We start from the raw sequence: 26,484 nt of genomic DNA on the forward strand, positions 1-26,484 counted from the left end.
AAACCACTAACTAATGACCACTGACCACTGACCACCGACTAATTCAAGACAAATTTGACTTACTACCTGAAATAGAGACACCTATGGCAAAGCGCATTATATACAACGAAAACGCCCGTCGTGCCTTGGAAAGAGGCATTGACATCTTAGCTGAAGCTGTAGCAGTTACCCTTGGCCCCAGAGGCCGTAACGTAGTTCTAGAAAAGAAATTTGGCGCACCGCAAATCGTTAATGACGGTGTCACCATCGCTAAAGAAATCGAATTAGAAGACCATATTGAAAACACTGGAGTAGCTCTGATTCGTCAAGCTGCTTCTAAAACCAACGACGCTGCGGGCGATGGTACCACCACTGCTACCGTTTTAGCTCATGCGATCGTTAAAGAAGGCTTGCGGAACGTTGCTGCTGGTGCAAATGCAATTTTGCTGAAGCGCGGTATTGACAAAGCGACCGCTTTCCTCGTCGAGAAGATTGCTGAACACGCTCGTCCGGTAGAAGATTCTAAAGCGATCGCCCAAGTTGCGGCAATCTCGGCTGGTAACGACGAAGAAGTCGGTCAGATGATTGCTCAAGCTATGGACAAAGTCGGCAAGGAAGGCGTAATTTCCCTAGAAGAAGGGAAATCTATGACCACCGAGCTAGAAATCACCGAAGGGATGCGCTTTGATAAAGGCTACATCTCCCCCTACTTCGCAACAGACGCAGAGCGGATGGAAGCGGTTTTCGATGAGCCTTACCTGCTGCTCACCGACAAGAAAATTGCCCTCGTACAAGACCTGGTACCCGTGCTTGAGCAAGTAGCTCGCTCTGGTCGTCCTTTGGTGATTATCGCCGAAGATATTGAAAAAGAAGCTTTAGCAACCTTGGTGGTTAACCGTTTACGCGGTGTACTCAACGTTGCTGCTGTCAAAGCACCTGGATTTGGCGATCGCCGCAAAGCCCTTCTAGAAGATATCGCCATCCTCACCGGTGGTCAATTAATCACTGAAGATGCTGGTTTGAAGCTGGATAACACCAAGCTAGAAAGCCTCGGTAAAGCACGCCGCATCACCATTACCAAAGACAGCACCACAATTGTTGCCGAAGGTAACGAAGTTGGCGTTAAAGCCCGCATCGAGCAAATTCGTCGTCAAATGGACGAAACCGAATCCTCCTACGACAAAGAAAAGCTACAAGAGCGTCTCGCTAAGTTAGCTGGTGGTGTCGCCGTGGTGAAAGTGGGTGCAGCCACCGAAACCGAAATGAAAGACAAAAAGCTGCGCTTAGAAGACGCTATTAACGCCACCAAGGCTGCTGTGGAAGAAGGTATCGTTCCCGGTGGTGGTACAACTCTGGCTCACCTCGCACCCCAATTGGAAGAGTGGGCGAAGAGCCACCTCAAAGATGAAGAGTTGATTGGTGCTTTAATTGTGGCTCGTGCTTTACCTGCTCCTCTCAAGAGAATCGCAGAAAACGCCGGTCAGAATGGCGCTGTCATTGCTGAACGTGTGAAAGAGAAGGAATTCAACATTGGCTATAACGCCGCAACCAACGAATTCGTTGATTTGCTGGAAGCTGGTATTGTTGACCCTGCTAAGGTAACTCGTTCTGCACTGCAAAATGCTGCTTCTATCGCTGGCATGGTGTTGACAACCGAATGTATCGTAGTTGACAAACCAGAGCCTAAGGACGGCGCTCCTGCTGGCGCTGGCGGTGGTATGGGTGGCGGAGACTTCGATTACTAAGATTTTTTAAGTCCCCCTAATTTGTGAAAACGGCTGCTTCCGCAAGGAGGCGGCTGTTTTTTTTGTTTAATGAACCGCGAAGGCGCGTTCGCGAAGCGTCTCGAAGAGATAGAGCGCGAAGAAAAATTAGTAAAAGTAAAAATTCTCTAGAGAAGAAGGAAGGAATAAAAAATACAATTATAATAAGCTTAATTAAGGGTATTATCACATTTAATCAATAACTATGGCTCAATTTGAATGGTTTGAATTTACCCCTTTGTCAAAAGATGATTTTATTTCTCATTTTCAGGATAGCAAAATTAACATTGAATATTGCTATATCAGATGGTGTGAACTTTATAAACGTTGTGGTATGAGGTTTTATAGATACCAATATAATCGCCATTGTTTAGTAGAATTTCGTGAATTTTGCTATGAAAATTATATCAATATTAAGTATATTGAGGAATTAGATGAAGATGAAAAGTATTATCAAAGCTGGCAAAAATGGAAACAAAATTCATCACATTTAGAAAAACATTTTAACGGTCAGCAAATTTTAATTAAACAACTTTCGTATCCAACTGATAAAGAAGGACAACTATTACAAGATGTCGGAATTTTATTGATAGAAGATATAATCCAAGGATGGAATGGAAAAATTCAAACTGCTGCAAAAGGTTTATGGTTTAATTTAAATATTAATTCTACACCGGAAGAACAAGCTTATTTTAAAAAAATACCTTATTCAAATTATTTAAGAAGTTCACATTGGCGGCGTGTTCGCTCTGCCATGATTCTACTTGAGGGTGCTATTTGTAATGAGTGCCTATATCATCATGGTGGTGAATCTTATTATGGAACAGATTGGGATTCAGAACTTCAAGTTCACCATTTGCATTATAAAAACTTGGGTTGCGAAAGATACGAAGATTTGCAACTTTTGTGCAAACCACATCATAAACAAGTCCATTTAAATCTAACTAAATGATATTATCAACTATTAATTATGAAAATAGTAGGGTGCGTTACGCTGTCGCTAACGCACCGTAATATATCAACAGAAAAGATTGGTTTGTCAACTTTGTGTAACACATCCTTGGAATAGGAAAATAGAGAAATTTGAGTTACGATAATGCTTGTAAGTTTTTAGCTGAACAGTACCCTGCTGATTTTGTGTTCTGGTTGCTGGGGGTGGAAGCGCCACAAATTGAAGTCTTGAAAACAGAATTAACACTTGAACCAATTCGCGCAGATTCTGTGACGTTTTTGCAAGCAGCTAACCAAATTTTGCACATTGAATTTCAGACTTTACCTAAATCTAAAACGCCGCTTAATTTCCGAATGCTTGATTATTCTGTCAGGTTGAAGCGTCAGTATAAATGTCCTGTAACTCAGGTATTGATATTTTTGCAGGAAACTGATAACGAAGTAGCTTTTACTGAAGAATATCGAGATAACACAACAATTCATCAATATCAGGTTATCCGTCTTTGGGAGCAAGATTCAACGCCATTTTTGGCAAATCCTGCACTGTTACCTTTAGCAACTTTGACGCAAACTGACTCACCACCAGCTTTACTAGCGCAAGTTGCGGAACAAGTCGCTACAATTTCAGATAGGGAGCAGCGCCAAAATATCGCCGGTTGTGTAGAAATTCTGGCGGGTTTGCGGTTTGAAAAGGATTTGGTTCGTCAATTTTTGCGGGAGGATATTATGAAAGAATCTGTAATTTATCAAGATATTGTTCAAAAGGAAGCGTTTAAACTAATCAGCCGTCAGCTTAAACGGCGTTTTGGTGATATTGACGCATCATCACTTGAGCAGGTTCGCAATTTATCTGCTGAAGAGTTAGAGGAATTAGGAGAAGCGTTATTTGATTTCTCTGAAGTGGCTGATTTGCTAGTTTGGTTAGAACAGCAGGAAAGGGGTTCATAAAGTTATAAAAGCAACACTAAGAGCGGTTAATAAACTCCTCTGGCTCAATACCAGCTTGCTTCAAAATCCCACGTAATGTTCCTTCTGGCATATCACCAGAATGATTGGGGATAGTAGCATAACGGTTAGTTTCAGGATTAAACCAAATTTCGTGACTTCCTGCGGCTTGACGATGAAAAATAAAGCCAAAAGATTTGATGTTTTTGACAATTTGTCTGTAGCTAAAGCCAGATAACCGTCCCATGAATTGACTACTGGCTGACAACTAAGGGATAGTTAAATTGCTCGGCTATTGGTTGCAAGTAATCGGGTTCTTTATCCTGAGATTGTGCTTCTAGCAACTTACGTGCTACATCACGGGCAATTTCTAAAGTTTCTGCAACCGTTCTTCCTTGGGCGACTAAGCCTTGAAGCTCATCAGAAGTGGCTAGATAAACACCTTCTGGTAACTTCTCAATATGGATATTTAGCAATCTTTCCATTTTTACTTACTTGTTCAACAACTTTAATAGCTATTATATCGCTTGACTGAAAAACGCGGGCGCTCTAAATCAATTTGTAATTCTTGATGCATCCATTTAGTAATCTACTCTCTGCATAAATTCTTTAGCTAGATTAACCATCGATTCATGAGACTCACCATATTTTTGTTTGTATGTTAACTGAACACTATAATTTAAACTTTCGGCAATTTTTGCTCTTTCGGGAATTTTTGTGTAAAAAGCTGGGGGGAAAAAAGGATTGACGATAATGAAATTTAAACTCTCAGTTTGGGCGATGGTTCCGTTATAACGACAAATTAAAGTTCCTAAAGATTTTAGAGTGTGTTGGTAATCTCTATTAAACTTATCGATGTGTTCCAATAATAAATCTAAGCCGTGAGTAGACATTTTATTTGGTACACAGGGAATGAGACAGAAATCACTTACATAAAATGCACTATTAACAACTTTATTAATACTTGGCGGACAGTCTATCAAAATATAATCATAATTTTCTAACAATGGATTGAGCAACTGACGAAGTACAGAAACTGAACTTCGTGGTAAATCTTGCTGAATCTCAAATAATTTAGGACTGCTAGGTATCAGATGTAGGCAATTAAAAGAGTTTTTGTTTCTCACATTTGAGATATTTTCCTTAACTATAAATTTATCGTTATTACCATTTTCTAAAAAATATTCATAATTTTGAAATAAATATGGCAATGTCAATTTTCTAAATTCAAATTGCCTTTCCCAAATATCTTCAGGCATGAGGGCGCTAGTCAAGTTACTCTGAGGATCAATATCAATCGCAAGTACACGCTTGCCGTACATTGTATCGCCTGCCAAATATTCCGCCAACACCATAACAAGGGTAGTTTTGCCAACTCCTCCCTTGAGGTTGCAAATACTAATAACTTTAGCTGTCATATTTTTTGGTAGATGCACAGGGCTGTAATTCTATATTCCCAGAAAATCTACCAAAATAACATATTAGCTTCAGCCTAGCAGCATTAGGGTTATAGCCAGTGGCAGCACTGCGAGTAAAACACTGTTTTGTCAATCTCCGTAAATATACGTTTGTTTATCGGACAGAGTTAGATTTAACTGTACTTAAAAGTTATTCTTAGCACTTTTGTGCTTTTGCGTGAGATTATCAACTATAAACATGGCGAAACTACATTATGAAGGTTATACCGACAGGGCACCAACAAAATTAGTTAAAGAAAAGTTTGGGGATGCCAATGTTTACGCCCAAAATGCCAAATCGATATTAACAAAAGCCACTGGTTTTATCGCTGCTTATGATTTTACCCTGAACCCTTATCGGGGTTGTCAATATGGTTGTAGTTATTGCTATGCTGCTGCATTTAGCCCTAATACTCAAATGCGTCAAGACTGGGGTAAATGGGTAATTTTTAAAGAAAATGCAGCGGAAATTTTAGAGAAAGAGTTAAATAAATGGTATAAGAAAAATCCTCATCAACCGCCCAGGATTTACATGAGTAGCGTTACAGATCCTTATCAGCCTCTGGAATCTAAACATCAGCTAACTCGTAAGTTGTTAGAGGTGATGCTTGATGTGAGAGATAACGGTTATCCAACTCCTACTTTAGTAATTCAAACTCGCAGCCCAATTATTACTAGAGATATTGATTATTTACAACGTTTTCAGCGATTGCGAATTAATATGAGCATTCCTTCTGGAAGCGAATCTGTAAGAAGGGATTTTGAACCACGTTCACCTAGTATTAAAGCTAGGATAAATGCTATTAATAAAATCAAACTAAGTATTGATAATTTTAAAGGCTTTCTTCCCAAAATTTCTATTACTGTTACGCCTCTACTTCCAACATTACCAAATGAGGAAGCTGCTTTTATTGATAAATTAGCTATTGCCGATAGAGTGGTAATTCAAGATTTTCACCCAAGCCATAAAGGTTCTTTGATGGCATCAACCCGCGAAGAAGCTGAGGAAATTAAGCGAAAGTATGCTTGGTGGTATGAAAATGAGCAATTAAGCTATATGGGATTTAGGGAAAAGTTAGTTTCTCGGCTGACTGGGGTAGAAATTAAAGAAGGAAAAGACGGATTTGGTTATGAGTAATTTTATTGCAAATTGGTGGCGCAGTCAGCAGTTAAAGTCAGCCTTAAGCCGTGGCGATACCCGACGCGCTGTGCAACTCTTGCAAGATATTCAAAAATCTGGTGCAAATTTTTCATGGTTGGAAAAACTATTTAGGGATAAGTTGCAACTTGAGCGTTCTTTCCAGGAATATAAACGGGAGAAAGCCAATTTAACAAAACAAATAACCGATGCGTCACAGAAAGTAGATGAATTAAACTTACAACTTACTTTTGACTATTCAGCAGAGATTGCTTTCAAGCCTAATGAAGTATTTATTAGTAAAACCTTAAAGGATTTTGAATTATTCAACAAAGACAAAACTAAAATTCAGTGTACTGGAATTGATAGAAATACATTTGATGAATTAGAAAAATATCTAATTGAATATTTAGAAGATGAATTAAAACAAAAGTCATCGAAAAAGGGATTTTTAGAAGATTTAAGAATAGCTAGTGAAGATATTATCTCTCTGAAAAAAGGTAAAGATCCTGATTATCAATATGCTATAACTCCTCATGTATATTTCATGAGGTATTTTTTAGAAGGAGTCTATAGTGCTTACATAGCTTGGTTTTTAGTATATAAAGCTGGGTTGCTAAAACCTAAAATTAATCTACTCGATATTGGGGCTGGTTCAGGTTCTATATTCTATGGACTATTTGCTTTATTGAAAAATGTATGTTTTGATGAAAAATCAACTCAAATTCATGTTTCTTACTGTTCTTTTGAAAAACAGAAATATCTCCAATATTATGGCTTGCAATTTTGGCGTAAATATGAAAAGTATCATAATACACCTGCTGTTAATGCCTACTTGCGATTTTATACTAGTGATATATTTCAATATGCAACTAATGCCAGTGATTTAGAGCAACTGCCAAATAATTTTTATGATTTTATTTCAATTTCTCATTGTATATTTGCTGAAAAGCAGGAAAGGATTGCATCTCATCAAAAATATAAATATATTTTTCAGAAGGCATTAAAGAATGATGGTTACATTTTGGTAGTTGTACAAGGAAGAAGGCTGTGTCAGGCGTATGAAAGGCAAATGACAGAAGATGAAAGTCAGGAAAAGAATTTAATTGAAATGTTTGTAGAAGAATTAGGTTTGAAGTTGGTATGGTACAAATACATTACCTCTACAGGTAAGAGAAAACCGATGATTTCTTCTGAGTTTGCACGGTTTGCTAGAGAAAATCTGCCGATTCAGAAATACATGACTGAACTAGCAAAAAAATACCAAGTTGTGAATCATGATTTGAATTATGTTTTAGATGATTATGTGATTTTGGCTCGAAAATGAGCAAAATTAAAAAATAAATTGTCTAGAATGCTTACAGGGGTCTATCCTGGCTTTACGGGTGTGTTGCCCTCAAAACTGCAAAACTGCCCTATAGCTGGCTATCCCATGAGTTCAAAATCTTCTCGTTCTGACAAAATTCTGGTTGTAGATGATTCTCCAGATAATGTATTTTTGATCAAAACAATTTTGGAGGAGGAAGGCTACACCATTAGCACCGCCGAAAATGGTATTTCAGCATTAGCACAACTGGAAGCATCTCCTTGTGACTTGGTGTTGCTAGATTTGATGATGCCGGGAATGGATGGCTATGAAGTCACCAGACGCATTCGTAAAGAAATGAACTTACAGCAATATATCCCCATACTGCTGATTACGGCCCATGATGCCCCCAATGTCGCCCACGGCTTGGATTTGGGTGCTGATGATTTTATCCGCAAACCTGTAACATTAGATGAATTGCTGGCACGAGTGCGATCGCTCCTGCGGTTAAAACACAGTATAGATGAACGTGATGAAATCGCCCGCCAGCGGGAAGATTTTGTCTCCCGTCTTACCCATGACTTACGCACCCCCTTAGTAGCGGCTGACCGGATGTTAACTCTGTTTCAGCAAGGTGCTTTAGGCAAGTTATCACCGCAAATGCAGGAAGTAATCACCATCATGGCTCGCAGTAATATTAACCTGCTGGCGATGGTCAATACTTTATTAGAAGTTTATCGCTTTGATGCTGGTCGTAAAACCCTGGCATTTCAACCTGTTAATCTCGGCAAATTACTCACAGAAGTGGCTGGAGAATTAACCCCTTTAGCTGAAGAAAAAGCCCTATCAATCAATCTTGACTTTCTTGAAGAGTCAACCACAAACACGGTTACGGGCGATCATTTAGAACTACATCGTCTATTCACTAACCTCATAGGCAATGCTATCAAATTTACCGACGCAGGTTCAGTAACTATCCGCCTGACTGCTGAATCTCAATTTGACAAAAGCTACGGCTCAGAGCTTTTTGCGAACTCAAATTTTAGTGACTACATTACCATTGAGATAGCGGATACAGGCCCAGGTATTCCCCCTGAAGAACAAGCCAGTTTGTTTGACCGATTTCGCCAAGGCAGCCATAAGCGTTCTGGTAGCGGCTTAGGACTGTACCTTTCTCGCCGAATTGTTGAGGCACATAAAGGAAAGATTCTGGTAAAATCTGAGTTAGGCAAAGGTAGTATTTTTATTGTGGTTCTACCCATCAAACAATGAGAAAATAAAAGGTGTTTTTCACCGAAAAACTCAGCATACATAACTTCTCAATTACATGACTAAAATATTAACTGCAACTTTTATCTTTGAGTGATCAATACACAAAATACCAAGGATTAACTAAAGCCTAGCTTTTGGATATTACCTAACATATTTTTTTAATAAAACAAAGATGGTTACTGAATTATCAATTAGTGATATTGTCCGTCAACAGTGTGCTTATTTTTCCACGGACAAAACCAAAGAAATTAATTTTCGCCTAGAAAAACTCAAAACTATCAGGCAAGCAGTTGCTGAGAATAAACAAGCTATTCTTCAGGCATTACAAGCGGATTTGCATAAACCAGAACTTGAGGCTGTTACTGCCGAAATTATCTTTGTTTTAAAGGAAATTGACCAAGCAATTAAACACCTAAAAAATTGGTCTAAGCCAAAAAAAGCCGCAGTCCCTCTCTACTTATTTCCCGCTTCAGCCCGAATTCAGCCAGAACCTCTAGGAGTGGTTTTGATTATTGGTGCTTGGAACTATCCATTTCAGTTAGTTATCTTACCTTTAGTCGGTGCGATCGCAGCGGGAAACTGTACAATTATCAAACCTTCAGAAATTGCTACTCATACCTCTGGCTTATTAGCTGAAATTATTGCTAAATATTTTGAACCAGCTTATATTGCTGTCTTAGAAGGTGGTGCAGAAACAACTCAAAAACTATTAGTAGAAAAATTTGACCATATCTTTTTCACTGGTAGCCCAGATGTAGGTAAAATCGTCATGGCAGCAGCAGCCAAACACCTCACATCTGTCACCTTAGAATTAGGCGGTAAAAATCCTTGTATTGTAGATACTGAAATTCATCTAGAACACACCGCTAGACGGATTATTTGGGGCAAGTTTTTTAATGCTGGACAAACTTGCGTCGCCCCTGACTATCTTTTAGTAGCTCAGAAAATTAAAGAAAAATTGTTAGTTAATCTGGAAAAATGCCTCAAGGAATTTTATGGTGATTATCCAGAAACCAGCCCTGATTATGCCAGAATCATCACTCAAAAACACTTTGATAGATTAAGTAATTTCCTGAAACAGGGCAAAATTATTATTGGCGGAGAAGCCAACCAGACAGAACTTTATATCGCCCCTACATTACTAGATGATGTATCCTTAGAAGATCCAGTAATGCAGTCAGAAATTTTTGGCCCCATTCTGCCGATAATTGAGTACACAGACATCGCCGATGCGATCGCCTTAATTAATTCTCAACCAAAACCCTTAGCCCTATACTTATTTTCCCAAAACAAAAACCTGCAACAGCGCGTCTTGCAGGAAACCTCCTCTGGTGGCGTTTGTCTCAACGACACAATACTTCAATTTAATGTCTCATCTTTACCATTTGGCGGTGTGGGAAATAGCGGGGTTGGCAGCTATCATGGTAAAGCCAGTTTTGACACTTTTTCCCATTACAAAAGTGTGTTGCACAACCCCTTTTGGTTGGATATAAAATTACGCTATGCTCCCTACAAAGGCAAATTACCCTGGCTGTCGCAGTTACTGAAGCTTTGAGTTTTGCATTTATATTAAAACCCTAGTCAGCCGCTGTAACGCTCCTCCGCCCAAGGTTCCCCCCGACTGTGATAACCATTCCGCTCCCAAAAACCCAGTTCTTCCCGTTCTAGAAACTGCAAACCATTAATCCACTTGGCACTTTTCCAAGCGTAAATGTGGGGAACAACTAACCGCATCGGGCCACCATGTTCAGCTGATAACGGTTCACCAAATACTTTAAAGGCAAAGAAGTTTTCTTCTCGGACAAAGTCTGCCATTGAAATATTGGTGGTGTAGCCGCCGTAGCAATGTTCCATAACATGGGCTGCTTGGGGAGCTACCTCAATCAGACCCATGAAGTCTGTCACCTTAATACCAGTCCACTGAACATCAAGTTTAGACCAGCGGGTAACACAGTGGAAATCCGCTGTAAATTCTTGTTGAGGTAGGGCCATAAAATCTGACCAGGTAAAAGTGGCAGGTTTTGCCAAACCCCAAACACGAAACTCCCATTTCTCAATGTTGACTTGGGGCGTTTCACCATAAGTTAATACAGGGAACCCTTTAGCCAGGTGTTGACCTGGAGGGACGCGTTCGCCTTCTTCCTTGTCTGGTTTCTGAAAAAATTTCATATTTGAAAATGAGGGATTAGGGATTGGGCATTGGGGATTGTAGATTAGAAGGATTTATCATTACCCAGTAACCAATCCCCAGTCCCCTCCTAACTTGGAAATTATTACTCTTCTGCTTCCTCTTCTTCTGGACTTGGGTAGACAAATGTAGAACGTCCAGACAAAATCGATTTGCCTAGGGAGAGAGCTTTTTGAGCTTCAACGACGGCTTTGTGTCTCCAGGTGGCGCGGCGTTTATCTCGTTTGGATTTGGACGTTTTCTTCTTAGGAACAGCCATGATAGCGGATATTGCGATTCTTGACAACCTTTTTATTCTAGGCCATCAACTGACACTAAGGATGGTATTGGCATCGAGAATCAATCAATTCAAATTCACAGAAGTTCTGAACGGCGACAAAAATTCAAAATTTCTGATATTTACTTGCGGATTAGAGTCACTGTGGCTGCCTAGCAGGAGATAGATTGGTTGGTTTAACTGTCTTATTTTCAATTGGTAAGTTGGGTTGGATTGGCACTTGCCGGCTTTGGTTCCAAGAATAGTAGCGATCGCGAAGTTTTGAAGTAAGTTACCCAACGTAGGGGGTCTGGACGCGATCGCCATTGGGGGCGACTGACTTCTAATGCCAGAACTGGTGCGATCGCTCCAAAATTTTGTACTGAAACGATGATCGAAACATCTGTCACTAATATGTCTTGGTCGAAGCTGCGTTGAGCAGCTGCTCTAGCAGCCGCCTCTGCTCTTCTGAGAATGGTTTCGTAGTTTTCATCTGGTAGGCGGTCAAAGGCTAGGTCAACTCTAGCGGTCTCAGCGCGTACAATCTGGGGGGCGATCGCTTCCGTCGCCAACCATAAAGGAAGCGTAAATAAGAGCAAAAATCCGGCCTGAACTATCCGGATTTTTCTGGCAATTTGGCTAATAACTGGAAAGGCGATGATTGATGATGGTTGGTGGACATAACTCTTGATCATGACCTTGTAGCTCCTGACTCTTTATTGGGGACTCTTGACTCTGGAGACTCTTGACTGGGGATTGGTCACTAGAGGGATTTTTATCTCTCTCTTGTCTTCTCCCTATTACCCAATCCCCAGTGAAAGTATTTTCCGATTAAATAATGTAATAAGAGTTACATTTTTATCGGCGATATTGGCGAGCATCACCTAGACTATAAGACATAGGTTAGCTTTGTTTTTTCAGCAAAGCCAGCCGCAATTTTAGGCAAGCAAACAACAACCGAAAAAGAGCGGGATGGCAAATTACTGGGCGATCACTATTGGCATCAATCAATATCAGTTATTTCAACCTTTAAGTTGTGCTCAAGCAGACGCTGAGGCACTAAAAGATTTATTGGTGACAGAAGCAGGTTTTTTGCCCGAAAACTGCCTGTTGATGTCAAATACTTCACCGCCGATTGGCGATAAATCATCATATCCCACTAAAGAAAATATTCTGCTGTTGCTGGAGGAATTAGCAGCAACATCTTGGCAACCGCAAGACCAGCTATGGTTATTCTTCAGTGGTTATGGCGTCAACTACAAAGAAAAAGATTACTTGATGCCAGTGGAAGCGAATCCTGACCTCGTGCAAGAGACTGGCATAGAAATGCGATCGCTGATGCAGAGTCTGCAAATGGTTGGACTGAATGTATTGCTCATACTCGATATCAACCGCGCCTTTGGCACCCAAGCAGATGCTCCTGTTGGTCAAGAAATTATCGAACTAGCCCAAGAGCTTCAATTGGCCGCAATTCTTTCTTGCCAACCAGAGCAATTTTCCCACGAAAGTAGCGAACTAGGTCACGGATTTTTTACAGCAGCATTGTTAGAAGCTTTGCGTTCCGGTAGTGGCACCAGCTTGATGGATTTAGAAAGCTACTTGTATTCTCTAACGCCAAAATTATGTCAACACTATTGGCGTCCCATACAAAACCCTGTCACTGTCATCCCATCTAGGCAGCAAACCATCTTGCCGTCCTTGGCAATAGACAGCAACCTTGAACTAGACTCAGTCATTTATCCAGAAGAAAACTTTGCCATTGACCGGGCAGATTCCCCTCTCAAAGACACTGCCCCTAAAACTTTAACTGCCGATAAAGCCTGGTGGGCAGAAGGCAGAACAGTGGAAACAACCCTGAGCAAGATATCCTCCGGAACTCAAAAGTCCCAAAACCAAGAAGTCGCCCAGCCCCTTGTAGACAGCAATCGGATGCTGGCAACTTCCCCAGAATTAAATACAGTGGGAAGGTTTATTCCTTCCTCTGGCAAAGACTACGCCTCCCCATTGCCGTCAAATCAGGTAAACACCCCATTGTGGAAACAGTTTATCTTGTGGGGTGGGGGCAGCATGGTAGTAGTCGGTTTAATCGCCACATATTTTCTCCGCAATCAGGCAAGTTTCCAGATTAAAGAGTTATTTAAAGCATCACCCCATAGGGATCTTAGCGATGGGCTACGCCCCAACCTAGGCGATCGCCAGATTATCAATACTTTACCCAAGCCTCGCCCCATCACCCAAAACCCCGCACCAGTTGAATTAAATAACCCAGCGGGCGCTCAAATCTCCTCAACTCCTAAGGAGTCAGATCAGCGCAACCAAGCATTGTCAGACCTAGAGAAAATGTCACTTAAAGCAACTCAGGCTGGCGATTTGAGCAAGGCGATCGCCACTGCCCAGAAGATTAAATCTGGCGAACCGCTTTACAAACAATCTCAGGATAATATTCAAATTTGGAGTCAGATGATTTTAGATTTAGCCGCAGATCGTGCTAAACAAAGAGAGTATGCAAATGCTATAGCCACCGCTCAGTTAATTACTCAAGGTGAAGCCCTTTATCCCCAAGCACAAGCAGCAATTAACCAATGGCGACTAGAGGCCAAGCAGTATGTCAGCAACAAAACCCTATTAGAGGCAGCAAATGCCTTAATTCAGCCAGGACAGGCATCAACCTACAATCGTGCCATCGAAGTTGCCAAGAAAGTACCACCAGGCCAACCAGGTTTTGAATCTGCCCAAAAATCGATCAATAAATGGAGTGAAAAGATTCTAGACCTGGCCAAGCGTCGCGCTACCCAAGGAGAACTCAATGCGGCAATTGAAACCGCTGCTTTAGTTCCAGAGGTGACAGCCGCTTATGAAGATGCTCAGGATGCTATCCAAAAATGGCAAGTTAGAAAAATTAAAAATTAAAAATTAGTCATTAGTCATTGGTCATTAGTCATTAGTCATTGGTGAGCCAGTGCGCAGAACCGTCTTGTTTCCACGCCACGTGCTTTAAGCCGGGGAACCCGTCCAACGCAGTGGCTCCCCATGAGCAACTGGCGAACCCGAAGGGTCATTGGTCATTGGTCATTAGTCAAATAGGTAATGAGTGATGGGTAGCTAGTAATTGGAAAAACTATTACCAATTACCAATTACCAATTACCAATTACCAATTACCAATTACCAATTACCAATTACCAATTACCAATTACCCATTACCCATTACCCATTAGCAGTACTGTGAAATATCCTCACCGCATTCATCGGCTAGATAGCACATTGCTCGGAAACGTAAGCCCACTACTTCTTCGTATAAGGGATTTAGTTTGCACATTGGCGGAATGTGAAACAGGACTTTACCAAATAACTTGACATCGCGCTCAAATGGGCATTGAGCAGGAATCATTTTGCATAAACGGTGTGCTTGTTGGCGATCGCCAACATGAAGTTTGTCTAACCACTGGCGCAGAGGTTGGAGAGGATCGCAGTAAGACTTGGCAGCAGAACCATCCAGCTGGGAGGGATGCGAGTTACTTGGCTCTGCTTGATTTATCGAAACCCAGCTTGCGAGAAAAATTCTTTTCGTGGTACCATTAAATACCTTCATGGTCAATCCTCTATTTTATTGAGGCTATTCATCTTACTGATGAATATATACAACGTGGCAACTACTTTTACCGGAATAATCGTGTTCTGACTGATACATTAATATGATATTTGGGCGTCCACTTAGAGTCAGAACCTATCTATGACTACGTCAAGTTAAACCCAATTTTTTGGGGATGGGTAGTGTAATAATCTGATCTTGTTCATAACTTGACGTAGTTTAAATTCTAATGAAGACATCTGTCATTAGTCTAATGAAGACCTCTCTCATTAGACAGGTTTTAGCGTAATTTTAACAAAAGTTAATATAAAATATTCCGGTAAATGTTTGTAGTAAGTATAAATAATCAGTGATATAAATAATTTGGCGCGGGCCATATCTCAGACACCGTTGCTGGCAATAGCTCGGTCAAAAAGTAAAGTGATTTTTGGGAAATTTGCGATCTATGGCGTGCTAGGGCTGACTTACCTGGGGCTGGCATTTGGCTATATTCCTGGTTTACGGATGAACCGTGCCACCATTGCCTTGGTGGGGTCTGCCTTTTTAATTGCTTTCGGTGTTCTAAGTTTACCAGAAGCATGGCTTGCGATTGATGCCAATACCATCGTCTTTCTGTTGAGCATGATGGTAGTTAACGCTAACCTAGCCTATGCCGGGTTTTTTCGGCGATCGCTCTGGCTACTATTGAATTTTACCAGCAGTCCCCTCGGCTTGTTGATTGCCTTCACCTTTGCCAGTGGTATCCTTTCTGCCTTTTTTCTCAATGACACCATAGCGCTGATTTTTACGCCCCTCACCTTGAGTTTAACTAGGTCTTTAAGCTTAAATCCCATTCCCTATTTACTAGCCGTTGCTGGGGCAACTAATGTCGGTTCGGTAGCAACCTTGAGTGGTAATCCCCAAAATATCTTAATTGGCTCCTTCTCAGGTATTACCTATTTAGATTTTTTGCGCGTTCTCGCACCAGTTGCCCTAGCTGGCTTGATAATTCAAGTGTGCTTGCTGTGGCTGCTGTATCCAGATGTTCGCTCAACCAAACCTTGCCAGCAATTACCCACGGAAAGCGATCGCATTTACAAACCCTTGTTTAATAAAAGCTTAGTTATTATCACCGGCTTGCTAATTGCCTTTACTATGGGTTTACCCTTAGCAGAGTCTGCCTTAGTTGCTGCTAGCTTGTTGCTAATTACCAGACGCATCAAACCCCAACGCATCCTCAAAAAGGTAGATTGGAACCTGCTGATCATGTTTTCTGGGCTGTTTATCCTCACCAGAGTCACACAGAAGTTAAATTTACTCCAGCCATTTACCCATGCAGTTAACTCACCTGTGAATTTTTTGGGTGTGACGGTTATTTTATCTAATCTAATTTCTAATGTGCCGGCTGTACTCCTACTGCAACCTTTAATACCTCATGGTGATACCCATTTCTGGTTATTGTTGGCAGCGGGTTCAACTCTAGCTGGTAATCTGACTTTGTTTGGTTCAATTGCTAACCTAATTGTTGTCGAAGCGGCTGCTGACTTAGGTTACAGCTTGACCTTTTGGGAGCATCTGCGCTTTGGTGTACCCCTCACAATATCTACCCTAATTTTAGCTTACCTGTGGATTCATTGAAGACGATCAAACGGCAGGTTTTTTGGCTTTATCTAACATAGTAGCTAGCAGTTTGTCTCGCTCAAGAGACGAACCATTTGGCAAATTGCGTTCAAGTACTCGATGAAATCTTTAACAACCAATCATAAAGCCCCTGATGCTTTAATCAGAGGCTTTAGTCTCCTTCACTCTCAAACAAAAACGCTAAGAAAAACTTAGCGCCTTTGCGTCTTTGCGCGAAATAATTTCTAAGATGCTACTTGAGCAGCAGTCCGAGTACGGCGTCTTCTACCGTCAGCAACTTTCACAGGTGGTTCATCAGGGATTTGCATCAACAAAGTCACAGTTGGTTGACATTGCAATTCCCTGCGGATGGAACGTTGCAATTCTCGCTCTAAAGTGGTTTGCAATCCGCCCCAATCTATATCTGCTGGTTCACCTTCTGCACCAGAAAATTCTGACCAGCGGACGCTGAGGATTTCTTCAATTCGCTGTTGTACCCATTTGAGTAAAAGCGATCGCTCGAAGCTTGTGACTACACCCCGCATATGAATTTCTGGTTTTGCCAGCAGTTTGCCACTCCAATCAATAGCAGCGGCGATGGTGACAAGACCTTCTGAAGCCATGCGTTGCCGTTCTTGCAACACTTTAGCGCTCACCATCCCAGAACTAGTAGTATCTACCAGTTCGATACCAGATTGTACTTTACCAGCAACGCGGAGGGAATTTTCTGTCAGTTCTATCACATCCCCATTCTGGATAATTACCATATTTTCGGCGGGGATGCCTGTACTTTGAGCTGTTTCCGAGTGCTTCACCAGCATCCGATGTTCACCGTGAACAGGCACAAAGAACTTAGGTCGAGTTAAGGAAATCATCAGCTTTTGGTCTTCTTGGCAGCCGTGACCAGAAACGTGAATCCCTTTATCCCGTCCATAGACTACTTTTGCCCCCTGAATCATCAATTTATCGATCGTGTTGACGACAGCGATCGTATTTCCCGGAATTGGGTTGGCGGAGAATACTACTGTATCGCCTTGGCGGATTTTGATGTGAGGGTGTTCTTTGTTAGCAATCCGGGTCATGGCTGCCATCGTTTCACCCTGAGAGCCAGTCGTGAGAACCAATACTTTCTCATCCGGCATACTGCGGACAACATGCAAGGGTTGCAGCAGATTATCTTCGCACTTGATGTAACCTAGGTTACGAGCATGGGCAATCAAGTTCAGCATGGAACGGCCGACCACTGTGACTACACGGTTGTGCTTCTGGGCTAGATCCAAAATCATATTGATCCGATGGACGCTGGAAGCAAAGGTGGTGACAAACAATCGCCCAGTGGCTTGAGAGAATACCCGGTCAAGATTGGGATAAACGGAACGTTCCGAGGGGGTGAATCCTGGTACTTCTGAGTTGGTGGAATCACTCAACAAGCAAAGCACACCTTTTTCCCCATGTTCGGCTAGGCGTTGGAGGTCAAATTTTTCACCATCCACTGGGGTGTGGTCAATTTTAAAATCTCCAGTGTGGATAACTACACCCAAGGGAGTATGGATTGCCAGGGTGAAGCTATCTGCGATGGAGTGGGTGTTGCGGATATATTCGACAAAGAAGTGTTGACCAATCCGCACCACATCACGGGGGCGCACTGTTCTTAATTCTGTGCGATCGCGCACCCCTGCTTCTTCCAATTTCCCCTCTAGCATTGCCATTGCTAGCCTTGGGCCATAAATCACGGGGATTTCTATTTGTTTGAGGTGAAAAGCAATGCCGCCAATATGGTCTTCATGACCATGGGTAACGACCATACCTTTAATTTTGTGGCGATTTTCCCGCAGATAAGTCATATCTGGGAGGACAATATTTACTCCATGCATCGCCTCTGTAGGAAAAGCCAATCCTGCATCTAACAGGATGATTTCGTCTTCGTACTCGAAAACACAGGTATTTTTACCGATTTCGTGTAAGCCGCCCAAAGGAATAATTTTCAGGGCGGATTCAGCTTCGTTTTTAGCCATTTGCTCCTTGATATTTGTGTTTGTGGTTAATCAGTTGATAGTTAGGGTTCTTGTATGAAATACAACACGCGCTGTCTACGGCGTCTGTCCCAAAGCAGCTAAGTTTTAATTCAGATTTTCAATTGTTTGTTGAATAAAATGGACTTTACACTCTTTGCGTAGCGTCTCCTAGAGAAGGATTCATCAGTTTATCTATCCGTCGTAGCATAAACGTTTAAATTGCTACTTACAAATAAAGATTGCCTCTTATGTATATGTATCTTTGGCAACTAGAAAATTGCCGAGGCTGAAATTTGCGCCTAGATTAAACTAAGTTCTCGAAGCACCGCCTCTAACTTTTGACAGATTTCTGAGTCAGTTTCGCAGAGCGGCAGACGAGTAGAACCAACCTCCCAACCTTGAAGATTTAGTGCTTTCTTAACTGGAATAGGATTTGTAGCTAGAAATAAAGCTTTAAACAACGGGAAGAGTTGGAGATGAATCTCAGTAGCGATTTTAATTTTCCCCGCACTAAAGGCTTGGATCATCTGCTGTAGTTGGTTTCCTACCAGATGAGAAGCCACACTTACCACACCCCTTGCCCCGATAGCTAACAGGGGTAAGGTTAAAGAATCATCTCCAGCGTAGATATGAAATTCTTTTGGTGTCAAGCGGCGAATTTCACTGGCCTGGTCTAAACTCCCACTCGCTTCTTTAATCCCAACAATGTTATTGACCTCAGCTAACCGAGCAACTGTTTCTGAACTGAGATTTTGACCGGTACGACCAGGAACGTTATACAACAACATCGGTAGGTCGGGACAGGCTTGTGCTATCGCCTGAAAGTGCTGATATAGTCCCGCTTGGGGCGGTTTGTTGTAATAAGGAACAACTTGTAAAGAACCATGCACTCCTATTTTAGCTGCCTTTTGGGTTGCTGCGATCGCTTCTTTGGTGGAATTAGAACCACACCCGGCAATCACCTTGGCTTTACCTGCCACGGTTTGCAACACCTCGACAAACAGCTGGTATTCCTCATCCCAACTCAGGGTTGGGGATTCCCCCGTTGTGCCACACATCACTAATGTATCTGTGCCATTGTTCACTAGATGTGCTGCTAGTTCTGCCGCTACATCATAGTTGACACTACCGTCTGCTTTAAACGGCGTAATCATAGCGGTTAAAACTCTGCCAAAATCTCCCACCCTCTTTTCACTCCTGATAACCCTGTTTGTTTTTTGTCTCTTGGTGGATTTCTATTGTCATAACCTATCTACTAAATTGCTTGCAAGCGTGATTCACACATTTGCATGAATTTTTCTGTATCTTTGAACGCATATTTTTCTATTATTGCTAGCTAGAAGCGTAAACTTTTGCCGATTTGAGTAGTTTTTTTTCTACCAATAACTCAGCAATTTGTACTGCATTCAACGCTGCACCTTTACGAATTTGGTCGCCACACAGCCAAAGTTCCAAGCCACACGGATGAGAAATATCTTGACGAATTCTTCCCACTAAAACTTCATCCCGCCCACTGGCTTCAATTGGCATGGGAAAGTGATTAGTCTCCCAATTTTCCACCAATTTGACTCCAGGGGAGTGACTTAATATTTCTCTAGCTTCATCTGGACTAAAAGGCGTCTCAAATTCTAGATTAATTGCTTCTGAATGGGCGCGGAGTACGGGAACCCGTACACAAGTGGCAGTAATTCTGATCTCTTGGCTGCCAAATATTTTCCGAGTTTCGTTGACCATTTTCATTTCTTCCTCACAATATCCCAGATCGTTTAATGGGGAGTTATGGGGAAATAAATTAAACGCCAACGGGTAAGGTAGTACCTCAGCAACTGGTAGCTGTCCTTGTAGAATGGCACTGGCTTGGGTTTTCACTTCTGCCATTGCCTTGGCACCAGCACCGCTAGCCGATTGGTAGGTTGCAGCAACTATGCGTTTTACTGGTCTGACTTGATGCAACGGCCATACTGCCACCGCCATTAAAATTGTTGTGCAGTTGGGATTGGCAATAATTCCTTTGTGACTAGCGGCAGCTAGTGGGTTCACTTCTGGCACTACCAGAGGAACTTCCGGGTGCATCCGAAAGGCGCTGGAATTATCAATTACTACTGCCCCTTTTTCTACAGCCACTCCTGCCCAAGTTTTGGATGTGCTACCCCCGGCACTAGCTAGCACTAGATCCATGTGATCAAATGCGCGATCGCTCACTGGCTCAACTGCTAGAGTTTCTCCTCGAAACCGCAGCGTCTTCCCTACACTCTGCTCTGATGCCAACAATTTTAAATCAGCAATCGGAAAATTACGGCTCTCCAGTAATTCCAGCAACTCTGTGCCTACAGCACCAGTTGCTCCCAAAATAGCTACACGATACGATTTAGACAATCTGACTTCCTCCTTTAAGAGGTTATTTACAATTCTTTGGAATAATTAAAAAAAAATTAATCCATATTTTTTAATGGCAATAGCAGATATTAAATAAATTTGAATAATTTTTTAGATGTTTCTCTAATTTAGTAGATTTTTATAAATTTGAGACATTTATTTTCTTTGTTATAGAAAGTTAACTTATTATGTTGCTGTTGACAAAACTTACTGCTCAAATTTTCCCCAAATTTAAACTAATACACTATTATACAACAAACTGCCATCCAGGGAAAAAACGGAGATATTTGCACTGAGGTATTTTCCCAATATAAAGTAAACAAACATCTCGCCTGTGAAAGTTTGTTACCAAGACGATGAATGTACTATGATCCAAGTGGATTAGCACCAGCACTGCAATAAACTGGAGCTAGGTGGCAAGGCAATAGCTGCGCTTTTCCCAAGGCTGCCAGAGCAAACAGTACAAGTTTAGCATCCGGTCTACTAGTTGAGAACCAGGATATCACGGTGTTAGCCCTCTGATCACAAGTCCACTTCTAGTGCCTAGTTTTGAGTGAAGAAGTTGCCAAAAAAGTCTATTGAGCAGGTTTTTGATGACTCAGGGACTGGCTCCTCAGGACTCATAACTCAAGACTAATGTGGAGGTGCGGTAAAGTTATGGCGATAAAGTGTTAAGTCCTTTGCCATTGGCAGTAAACTGGATCTCTGCTGAAGGACACCCAATCATTGGATTGGATTCTGATGCAGCCTTGTGGCCATTTCCCATCCCTGCCGCGAGACATCAAGTGAGTAACGGGAGCGATGGCTACGCCACGCTTTCAGCAAACGCGTCTTGTGTGTACTCGGAGTTTAAAATACCAGAAAACAGAAACAAAGCATGAAAGTCACCCAGGAGAAACTTCCCGCCAGCCAAATTGGCCTGGAAATAGAGATCACACCGGAAATCACCAAACAAAAATACGAACAGGTGATTAGAAACTTAGCTAGTACTGCAAATATTCCTGGGTTTCGCAAAGGCAAAGTGCCGCGGCAGATATTGCTACAGCGCCTAGGGGTCAGTCGCATCAAGGCAACAGCCCTGGAAGAACTGATTCCAGATGGTATTGAGCAAGCAGTCAAACAAGAAGCGATCGCCGCCATTGGTCAGCCGCGATTGCTCTCCTCCTTTGAGGATTTGATTAATAATTATGAACCGGGGAAACCCCTGATTATTTCCGCTGCTGTCGATGTGGAACCAGCAATCAATTTGGCCCAGTATACTGACTTGCAAGCCAAAGCCGAGGAAGTAAAGTACGATCCAACCCAAGTGGAAAACGTCCTGGACAAAGAACGGGAAGAATTGGCGACCTTGATTCCTGTAGAAGGACGTACAGCCCAAATCGGTGATATTGCCGTTGTTGATTTTAAAGGTGTGTTGGTCGCCGAGGACGAAACATCTGAGCCAAAACCAATTCCTGGTGGAGAAGCAACTGATTTTCAAGTTGAGTTGCAGGAAGATAAGTTTATCCCCGGTTTTGTAACTGGCATGGTGGGGATGAATCCTGGCGAAACCAAAGAAATTTCCGCTCAGTTTCCAGATCCCTATGCCAACGAAGAATTAGCCGGAAAACCAGCAAGTTTTACGGTGACACTCAAAGAAATCAAGGAAAAAGAACTACCTGAATTGAATGATGATTTTGCCCAGGAAGTTAGCGAATTTGAGACTTTGGCAGAATTGCGGGCATCTTTAGAAGAGCGATATCAAAAAGAAGCTGAAGATAAAACCAAAGCAAATCAGCAGGAAGCGCTGGTAGCAGAACTAATCAAGCACGTAGAAGTTGACTTGCCAGCAACATTGATTGAACAAGAAGCTGATGCCATGCTGACACAAACAGCCTTCCGGCTGTCCCAGCAGGGACTGGATGTGAAGAAGTTGTTTACCCAAGATATTATTGCCCAACTGCGGGAGCGATCGCGTCCGGAAGCAGTTGAGCGCCTAAAACGTTCCCTAGCCTTGCAGGAAATCAGTAAACGCGAGTCTATCGCAGTGACACCAGAAGAAATCGAAGCTAGAGCAACAGTTCTGTTGCAGCAGTATGACGATCAAGACGTGGATGAAGATAGACTGCGCTCAGTGGTGGAAAATGAACTGTTAACCGAAAAAACCCTCAATTGGCTCCTAGAACACTCATCTGTTGAACTTGTACCCGAAGGTTCTTTGACTGCCACAGAGAAAACAGAAGTAGAAGAAACAGAATCAGTTGCACAAAGCACTGAAGCTGACAAGGGCGATGAGTCCGCCAGTCCTGAGTAAAAGTGATGGGGTAATGGGATGATAGGGTGAATCACCCTTGACCCTCAACCCTTAATCCTCGACTCTTGACTCCTCAATATTTAGGATTCAGGATTCAGAACTCAGCACTAAGTTAGACGGGAGGAAATTAGATGAGGCATAATGGTTAACACATAGCTCAAATAAAAATCCCATCCGTGTAAAAAGCAGCTGTTGCTGCAATCTCTGTCCTACTTATTGTTAAATGTTCTTGTATGCTTGTATCGCAGTCGGGAAATCACCCAATTAGCAGCTTGAGTCGAATAGATATTAACTCCCACTTAACCAGCCCTAGCAACATCGTGCCGATGGTGGTAGAACAATCTGGTATGGGAGAAAGGGCTTTCGACATCTACTCTCGCCTACTGCGAGAGCGGATTATCTTTTTGGGAACACCCATAGATGATGCTGTCGCCAATTCAATTGTTGCCCAGTTGTTGTTCTTGGACGCCGAAGACTCAGAAAAAGATATTCAACTGTACATTAATTCTCCCGGCGGCTCCGTCTACGCAGGGATGGCAATCTATGATACAATGCAACAGATCCGTCCCAATGTTGTTACCATCTGCTTTGGACTAGCTGCGAGCATGGGGGCATTTCTGCTAACCGCTGGGGCGGCGGGGAAACGTATGTCTCTACCCGACTCCCGGATTATGATTCACCAACCCCTTGGCGGCGCTCAAGGGCAAGCCATTGACATCGAAATTCAAGCGCGAGAGATTCTTTACATTAAGGCTAAATTGAATCAGTTATTAGCCCAGCATACTGGTCAAGCTTTAGAAAAGATCGAAGCAGATACAGAACGCGACTTTTTCATGTCGGCAGAAGAGGCGAAGAACTACGGTTTGATCGATCAGGTCATCTCCAGACAAAATATTCCCACAGTAGGGGAAAACGTCACCATTCTGAAATAAGAGGCTGGTATGTCTAAGTACGACTCCCATTTAAAATGTTCGTTTTGTGGCAAGTCTCAGGAGCAGGTGCGTAAATTGATTGCGGGGCCGGGAGTCTACATCTGCGACGAATGCGTGGACTTGTGTAATGAAATACTAGATGAGGAGTTACTGGACACGAATGGTGCGGCGTCGCCACCAGCACCACGGTCAGAACCACCGCAAAAACGCCGTGCCCGGACTTCTAGTCTCTCATTTAATCAAATACCCAAACCTAGAGAGATTAAAAAGTATCTAGACGAACACGTAATTGGTCAAGACGAAGCCAAGAAAGTGCTGTCAGTTGCGGTTTACAATCACTACAAACGGCTGGCCAGCGTTCAGGCTAAAAGCAGTGGCAAAGGTGGAGCAGAGGATGCCGTAGAACTGCAAAAGTCCAATATTCTGTTAATTGGCCCGACGGGTTGCGGCAAAACCCTCCTAGCACAAACCCTAGCGAAAATCCTGGATGTACCCTTTGCCGTCGCTGATGCCACGACGCTGACAGAAGCAGGGTATGTGGGAGAAGATGTGGAAAATATCCTACTGCGACTATTGCAGGTGGCAGAGTTGGATGTAGAAGAGGCGCAGCGGGGGATTATCTACATTGACGAAATTGATAAAATTGCCCGCAAGAGTGAGAACCCCTCGATTACACGTGATGTTTCTGGTGAAGGTGTGCAGCAAGCTTTGCTGAAAATGCTAGAGGGGACGATCGCTAACGTTCCACCCCAAGGAGGACGTAAGCATCCCTATCAAGACTGCATCCAGATTGATACCAGCAATATCCTGTTTGTTTGTGGCGGTGCCTTCGTCGGCTTAGATAAGGTTGTAGATCAGCGAGTTGGCAAAAAGTCCATCGGCTTTGTCCAACCAGGAGAAGGTCAGACGAAACAAAAACGGGCAGCTGATACATTGCGCCACCTCGAACCAGATGACTTGGTGAAATTTGGCATGATTCCCGAATTTATTGGGCGGGTGCCAATGGTAGCGGTGGTAGATCCCCTGGATGAAGAAGCGCTGATGGCGATTCTCACCCAACCACGTAGCGCTTTGGTGAAGCAATACCAGAAGCTGCTGAAGATGGATAATGTTCAGTTAGATTTTAAACCAGAAGCCTTGCGGGCGATCGCTCAAGAAGCCTACCGCCGCAAAACTGGTGCGCGGGCGCTACGGGGCATTGTGGAAGAATTGATGCTGGAAGTGATGTATGAGTTGCCATCCCGCAAGGATGTTACTCGCTGCACAGTGACACGGGAAATGGTCGAGAAGCGATCAACCGCTGAACTACTGGTGCATCCTTCCTCACTACCGAAGCCAGAATCAGCCTAATAGTCATTAGTCATTAGTCATTAGTCATTAGTCATTTGTATTTTGACTTTTGACCTTTGACTTCTAAATTTTGAATGAGAGAATTTTGACTAATGCCTTATATTAATGTTCGTGGCGTTGAGCACTACTACGAGTGGATGAAAAAACCATCTGGTTCTTTGGTAAAACCAGTGATGATTTTCATCCACGGCTGGGCTGGTTCGGCTAGGTACTGGCAAAGTACTGCTGAAGCTTTATTAGACTATTTTGATTGTTTACTCTACGATCTGCGGGGTTTTGGGCGTTCCCGTGGTAAACCAACCATTGCCCAAGCTAGTGAATCTGTTGTTGAGTCGCAATCGCTCCAGAAAGAAGCTGAGGCAATTAAAGAGTTAACCTATGAGTTAGAGGAATACGCTGAGGACTTGGCAGCTTTATTAGATGAGTTGCACCTCCAGCGCGTTTATATTAATGCCCATTCAATGGGCGCTTCCATTGCTACTTTATTTTTCAACCGCTACCCCCAACGAGTGGAAAAAGGAATTTTAACTTGTAGCGGGATTTTTGAGTATGACGAAAAAGCCTTTGCTGCCTTTTATAAATTCGGTGGCTACGTAGTTAAATTCCGTCCCAAATGGTTAGGTAAAATACCATTGGCTGATAGGATGTTTATGGCCAGATTTTTGCATAGTCCTATACCCAAATCGGAACGTCAGGCTTTTTTACAAGATTTTATCGATGCTGATTATGATGCAGCGTTGGGAACCATTTTTACGTCCGTCAGTAAGGCACAAGCAGAATTTATGCCTGGTGAGTTTGCCCAGCTGACAGTACCAACTTTGCTGGTGGCGGGTGAGTATGACATAATTATTCCTGCTGAATTGGGACGGCAGGCAGCGGCATTAAATGACAAAGTTGAGTTTACTGTGATTCCTAATACCGCCCATTTTCCGATGTTGGAAGATCCAGAAACTTACTTGGTAAGGGTGCGAGAGTTTTTGCACATCCCTACAACAAAACTAAGCAATTCAAATTAACCTAGGGTCATTAGTGATCTAGAAATACCAATGGTTCACAAAACTAATCTTTATTAGT

The 26,484-nt window shown here is 42.5% G+C and carries 23 protein-coding genes; 13 read left to right on the forward strand and 10 right to left on the reverse strand.

The annotated features are described in order from the left end of the window. Positions 1-83 precede the first annotated feature (83 nt). The 3 genes from groL to H6G32_RS18435 all read left to right on the forward strand — a co-directional run bounded on the left by groL (position 84) and on the right by H6G32_RS18435 (position 3,641). Positions 84-1,724, forward strand: coding sequence for a chaperonin GroEL (gene groL, locus H6G32_RS18425; protein ID WP_190460837.1), 1,641 nt, complete (start codon positions 84-86; stop codon positions 1,722-1,724). A 223-nt stretch (positions 1,725-1,947) separates the two neighbouring features. Further along, entirely contained in the window at positions 1,948-2,694 is a 747-nt protein-coding gene (locus H6G32_RS18430) for an HNH endonuclease (protein ID WP_190460838.1), read from the forward strand. A 131-nt stretch (positions 2,695-2,825) separates the two neighbouring features. Then, positions 2,826-3,641 (forward strand): DUF4351 domain-containing protein, encoded by an 816-nt coding sequence (locus H6G32_RS18435; RefSeq protein WP_190460840.1) that lies wholly within the window; start codon positions 2,826-2,828, stop codon positions 3,639-3,641. A 16-nt stretch (positions 3,642-3,657) separates the two neighbouring features. Here the strand turns inward: H6G32_RS18435 and H6G32_RS18440 are convergent, their stop codons facing one another. From H6G32_RS18440 to H6G32_RS18450, 3 genes are all read right to left on the reverse strand, one after another. Continuing rightward, positions 3,658-3,885, reverse strand: a complete 228-nt coding sequence (locus tag H6G32_RS18440; protein WP_190460842.1) for a type II toxin-antitoxin system HicA family toxin — start codon at positions 3,883-3,885, stop codon at positions 3,658-3,660. 7 nt (positions 3,886-3,892) lie between these two features. Then, positions 3,893-4,123 (reverse strand): type II toxin-antitoxin system HicB family antitoxin, encoded by a 231-nt coding sequence (locus tag H6G32_RS18445; protein WP_015205869.1) that lies wholly within the window; start codon positions 4,121-4,123, stop codon positions 3,893-3,895. A gap of 96 nt (positions 4,124-4,219) precedes the next feature. After that, a complete protein-coding gene (locus H6G32_RS18450; protein ID WP_190460844.1) occupies positions 4,220-5,056 on the reverse strand; it encodes a ParA family protein in 837 nt (278 codons plus the stop codon). Positions 5,057-5,294: 238 nt separating this feature from the next. On the opposite strand from H6G32_RS18450, the gene H6G32_RS18455 reads away from it, so the two are divergent. From H6G32_RS18455 to H6G32_RS18470, 4 genes are all read left to right on the forward strand, one after another. Further along, positions 5,295-6,233, forward strand: a complete 939-nt coding sequence (locus tag H6G32_RS18455; RefSeq protein ID WP_190460845.1) for an SPL family radical SAM protein — start codon at positions 5,295-5,297, stop codon at positions 6,231-6,233. Beyond that, positions 6,226-7,560, forward strand: coding sequence for a photosystem II assembly protein (locus tag H6G32_RS18460; RefSeq protein ID WP_190460847.1), 1,335 nt, complete (start codon positions 6,226-6,228; stop codon positions 7,558-7,560). The genes H6G32_RS18455 and H6G32_RS18460 overlap by 8 nt, the downstream gene beginning before the upstream one ends. A 105-nt stretch (positions 7,561-7,665) precedes the next feature. Next, positions 7,666-8,811: a hybrid sensor histidine kinase/response regulator gene (locus H6G32_RS18465; protein WP_190460849.1), complete on the forward strand. Its 1,146-nt coding sequence runs from the start codon at positions 7,666-7,668 to the stop codon at positions 8,809-8,811. Positions 8,812-8,983: 172 nt separating this feature from the next. After that, on the forward strand, positions 8,984-10,366 hold the full coding sequence (locus tag H6G32_RS18470; protein ID WP_190460850.1) for an aldehyde dehydrogenase: 1,383 nt from the start codon (positions 8,984-8,986) through the stop codon (positions 10,364-10,366). A 26-nt stretch (positions 10,367-10,392) separates the two neighbouring features. Here H6G32_RS18470 and H6G32_RS18475 read toward each other — a convergent pair whose 3' ends face one another. The 3 genes from H6G32_RS18475 to H6G32_RS18485 form a co-directional block, all read right to left on the reverse strand. After that, complete coding sequence (locus tag H6G32_RS18475; RefSeq protein WP_190460851.1) at positions 10,393-10,980, reverse strand: sulfite oxidase-like oxidoreductase; 588 nt, start codon at positions 10,978-10,980, stop codon at positions 10,393-10,395. 104 nt (positions 10,981-11,084) lie between these two features. Further along, complete coding sequence (rpmF, locus tag H6G32_RS18480; protein ID WP_190460854.1) at positions 11,085-11,258, reverse strand: 50S ribosomal protein L32; 174 nt, start codon at positions 11,256-11,258, stop codon at positions 11,085-11,087. 209 nt (positions 11,259-11,467) lie between these two features. After that, on the reverse strand, positions 11,468-11,950 hold the full coding sequence (locus H6G32_RS18485; RefSeq protein WP_190460855.1) for a hypothetical protein: 483 nt from the start codon (positions 11,948-11,950) through the stop codon (positions 11,468-11,470). Positions 11,951-12,227: 277 nt separating this feature from the next. Here H6G32_RS18485 and H6G32_RS18490 point away from each other — a divergent pair, with 277 nt between their 5' ends. Next, complete coding sequence (locus tag H6G32_RS18490; protein WP_190460857.1) at positions 12,228-14,165, forward strand: caspase family protein; 1,938 nt, start codon at positions 12,228-12,230, stop codon at positions 14,163-14,165. 302 nt (positions 14,166-14,467) lie between these two features. On the opposite strand, the gene H6G32_RS18495 is transcribed toward H6G32_RS18490, so the two are convergent. Beyond that, a complete protein-coding gene (locus tag H6G32_RS18495) occupies positions 14,468-14,845 on the reverse strand; it encodes a Mo-dependent nitrogenase C-terminal domain-containing protein (protein ID WP_190460859.1) in 378 nt (125 codons plus the stop codon). A gap of 420 nt (positions 14,846-15,265) precedes the next feature. On the opposite strand from H6G32_RS18495, the gene H6G32_RS18500 reads away from it, so the two are divergent. Continuing rightward, complete coding sequence (locus tag H6G32_RS18500) at positions 15,266-16,462, forward strand: anion transporter (protein WP_190460899.1); 1,197 nt, start codon at positions 15,266-15,268, stop codon at positions 16,460-16,462. A 227-nt stretch (positions 16,463-16,689) separates the two neighbouring features. On the opposite strand, the gene H6G32_RS18505 is transcribed toward H6G32_RS18500, so the two are convergent. The 3 genes from H6G32_RS18505 to H6G32_RS18515 form a co-directional block, all read right to left on the reverse strand. Next, the gene (locus tag H6G32_RS18505) at positions 16,690-18,459 is read right to left on the reverse strand and encodes a ribonuclease J (RefSeq protein WP_190460861.1); all 1,770 of its coding nucleotides are present in this window, start codon (positions 18,457-18,459) and stop codon (positions 16,690-16,692) included. 299 nt (positions 18,460-18,758) lie between these two features. Continuing rightward, positions 18,759-19,643, reverse strand: coding sequence for a 4-hydroxy-tetrahydrodipicolinate synthase (gene dapA / locus H6G32_RS18510; RefSeq protein ID WP_190460863.1), 885 nt, complete (start codon positions 19,641-19,643; stop codon positions 18,759-18,761). Positions 19,644-19,791: 148 nt separating this feature from the next. Further along, positions 19,792-20,835: an aspartate-semialdehyde dehydrogenase gene (locus H6G32_RS18515; RefSeq protein ID WP_190460866.1), complete on the reverse strand. Its 1,044-nt coding sequence runs from the start codon at positions 20,833-20,835 to the stop codon at positions 19,792-19,794. An 877-nt stretch (positions 20,836-21,712) separates the two neighbouring features. On the opposite strand from H6G32_RS18515, the gene tig reads away from it, so the two are divergent. From tig to H6G32_RS18535, 4 genes are all read left to right on the forward strand, one after another. After that, positions 21,713-23,128 (forward strand): trigger factor, encoded by a 1,416-nt coding sequence (tig, locus tag H6G32_RS18520; RefSeq protein ID WP_190460868.1) that lies wholly within the window; start codon positions 21,713-21,715, stop codon positions 23,126-23,128. A 233-nt stretch (positions 23,129-23,361) separates the two neighbouring features. Continuing rightward, positions 23,362-24,060 carry an ATP-dependent Clp endopeptidase proteolytic subunit ClpP gene (gene clpP / locus H6G32_RS18525; protein WP_190460870.1) on the forward strand — a complete coding sequence of 233 codons (699 nt, stop codon included), beginning with the start codon at positions 23,362-23,364 and terminating at the stop codon, positions 24,058-24,060. A 9-nt stretch (positions 24,061-24,069) separates the two neighbouring features. Then, positions 24,070-25,410 (forward strand): ATP-dependent protease ATP-binding subunit ClpX, encoded by a 1,341-nt coding sequence (gene clpX, locus H6G32_RS18530; RefSeq protein ID WP_190460872.1) that lies wholly within the window; start codon positions 24,070-24,072, stop codon positions 25,408-25,410. 92 nt (positions 25,411-25,502) lie between these two features. Further along, the gene (locus tag H6G32_RS18535; RefSeq protein WP_190460873.1) at positions 25,503-26,426 is read left to right on the forward strand and encodes an alpha/beta fold hydrolase; all 924 of its coding nucleotides are present in this window, start codon (positions 25,503-25,505) and stop codon (positions 26,424-26,426) included. Positions 26,427-26,484: the final 58 nt, after the last annotated feature.

The sequence above is a fragment of the Cylindrospermum sp. FACHB-282 genome, assembly GCF_014697195.1.
Classification (GTDB): domain Bacteria; phylum Cyanobacteriota; class Cyanobacteriia; order Cyanobacteriales; family Nostocaceae; genus Cylindrospermum.

Excerpts from the sequence above, each read along its gene's own strand:
- H6G32_RS18430 (WP_190460838.1), top strand. The coding sequence starts at position 1,948 with ATGGCTCAATTTGAATGGTTTGAATTTACCCCTTTGTCAAAAGATGAT.
- clpP (WP_190460870.1), top strand. The coding sequence starts at position 23,362 with ATGCTTGTATCGCAGTCGGGAAATCACCCAATTAGCAGCTTGAGTCGA.
- groL (WP_190460837.1), top strand. The coding sequence starts at position 84 with ATGGCAAAGCGCATTATATACAACGAAAACGCCCGTCGTGCCTTGGAA.
- H6G32_RS18465 (WP_190460849.1), top strand. The coding sequence starts at position 7,666 with ATGAGTTCAAAATCTTCTCGTTCTGACAAAATTCTGGTTGTAGATGAT.
- H6G32_RS18445 (WP_015205869.1), bottom strand. The coding sequence starts at position 4,123 with ATGGAAAGATTGCTAAATATCCATATTGAGAAGTTACCAGAAGGTGTT.
- H6G32_RS18505 (WP_190460861.1), bottom strand. The coding sequence starts at position 18,459 with ATGGCTAAAAACGAAGCTGAATCCGCCCTGAAAATTATTCCTTTGGGC.
- H6G32_RS18475 (WP_190460851.1), bottom strand. The coding sequence starts at position 10,980 with ATGAAATTTTTTCAGAAACCAGACAAGGAAGAAGGCGAACGCGTCCCT.
- H6G32_RS18450 (WP_190460844.1), bottom strand. The coding sequence starts at position 5,056 with ATGACAGCTAAAGTTATTAGTATTTGCAACCTCAAGGGAGGAGTTGGC.
- H6G32_RS18440 (WP_190460842.1), bottom strand. The coding sequence starts at position 3,885 with ATGGGACGGTTATCTGGCTTTAGCTACAGACAAATTGTCAAAAACATC.
- H6G32_RS18455 (WP_190460845.1), top strand. The coding sequence starts at position 5,295 with ATGGCGAAACTACATTATGAAGGTTATACCGACAGGGCACCAACAAAA.
- H6G32_RS18485 (WP_190460855.1), bottom strand. The coding sequence starts at position 11,950 with ATGATCAAGAGTTATGTCCACCAACCATCATCAATCATCGCCTTTCCA.
- clpX (WP_190460872.1), top strand. The coding sequence starts at position 24,070 with ATGTCTAAGTACGACTCCCATTTAAAATGTTCGTTTTGTGGCAAGTCT.
- H6G32_RS18490 (WP_190460857.1), top strand. The coding sequence starts at position 12,228 with ATGGCAAATTACTGGGCGATCACTATTGGCATCAATCAATATCAGTTA.
- tig (WP_190460868.1), top strand. The coding sequence starts at position 21,713 with ATGAAAGTCACCCAGGAGAAACTTCCCGCCAGCCAAATTGGCCTGGAA.
- H6G32_RS18470 (WP_190460850.1), top strand. The coding sequence starts at position 8,984 with ATGGTTACTGAATTATCAATTAGTGATATTGTCCGTCAACAGTGTGCT.
- H6G32_RS18535 (WP_190460873.1), top strand. The coding sequence starts at position 25,503 with ATGCCTTATATTAATGTTCGTGGCGTTGAGCACTACTACGAGTGGATG.
- H6G32_RS18460 (WP_190460847.1), top strand. The coding sequence starts at position 6,226 with ATGAGTAATTTTATTGCAAATTGGTGGCGCAGTCAGCAGTTAAAGTCA.
- rpmF (WP_190460854.1), bottom strand. The coding sequence starts at position 11,258 with ATGGCTGTTCCTAAGAAGAAAACGTCCAAATCCAAACGAGATAAACGC.
- H6G32_RS18495 (WP_190460859.1), bottom strand. The coding sequence starts at position 14,845 with ATGAAGGTATTTAATGGTACCACGAAAAGAATTTTTCTCGCAAGCTGG.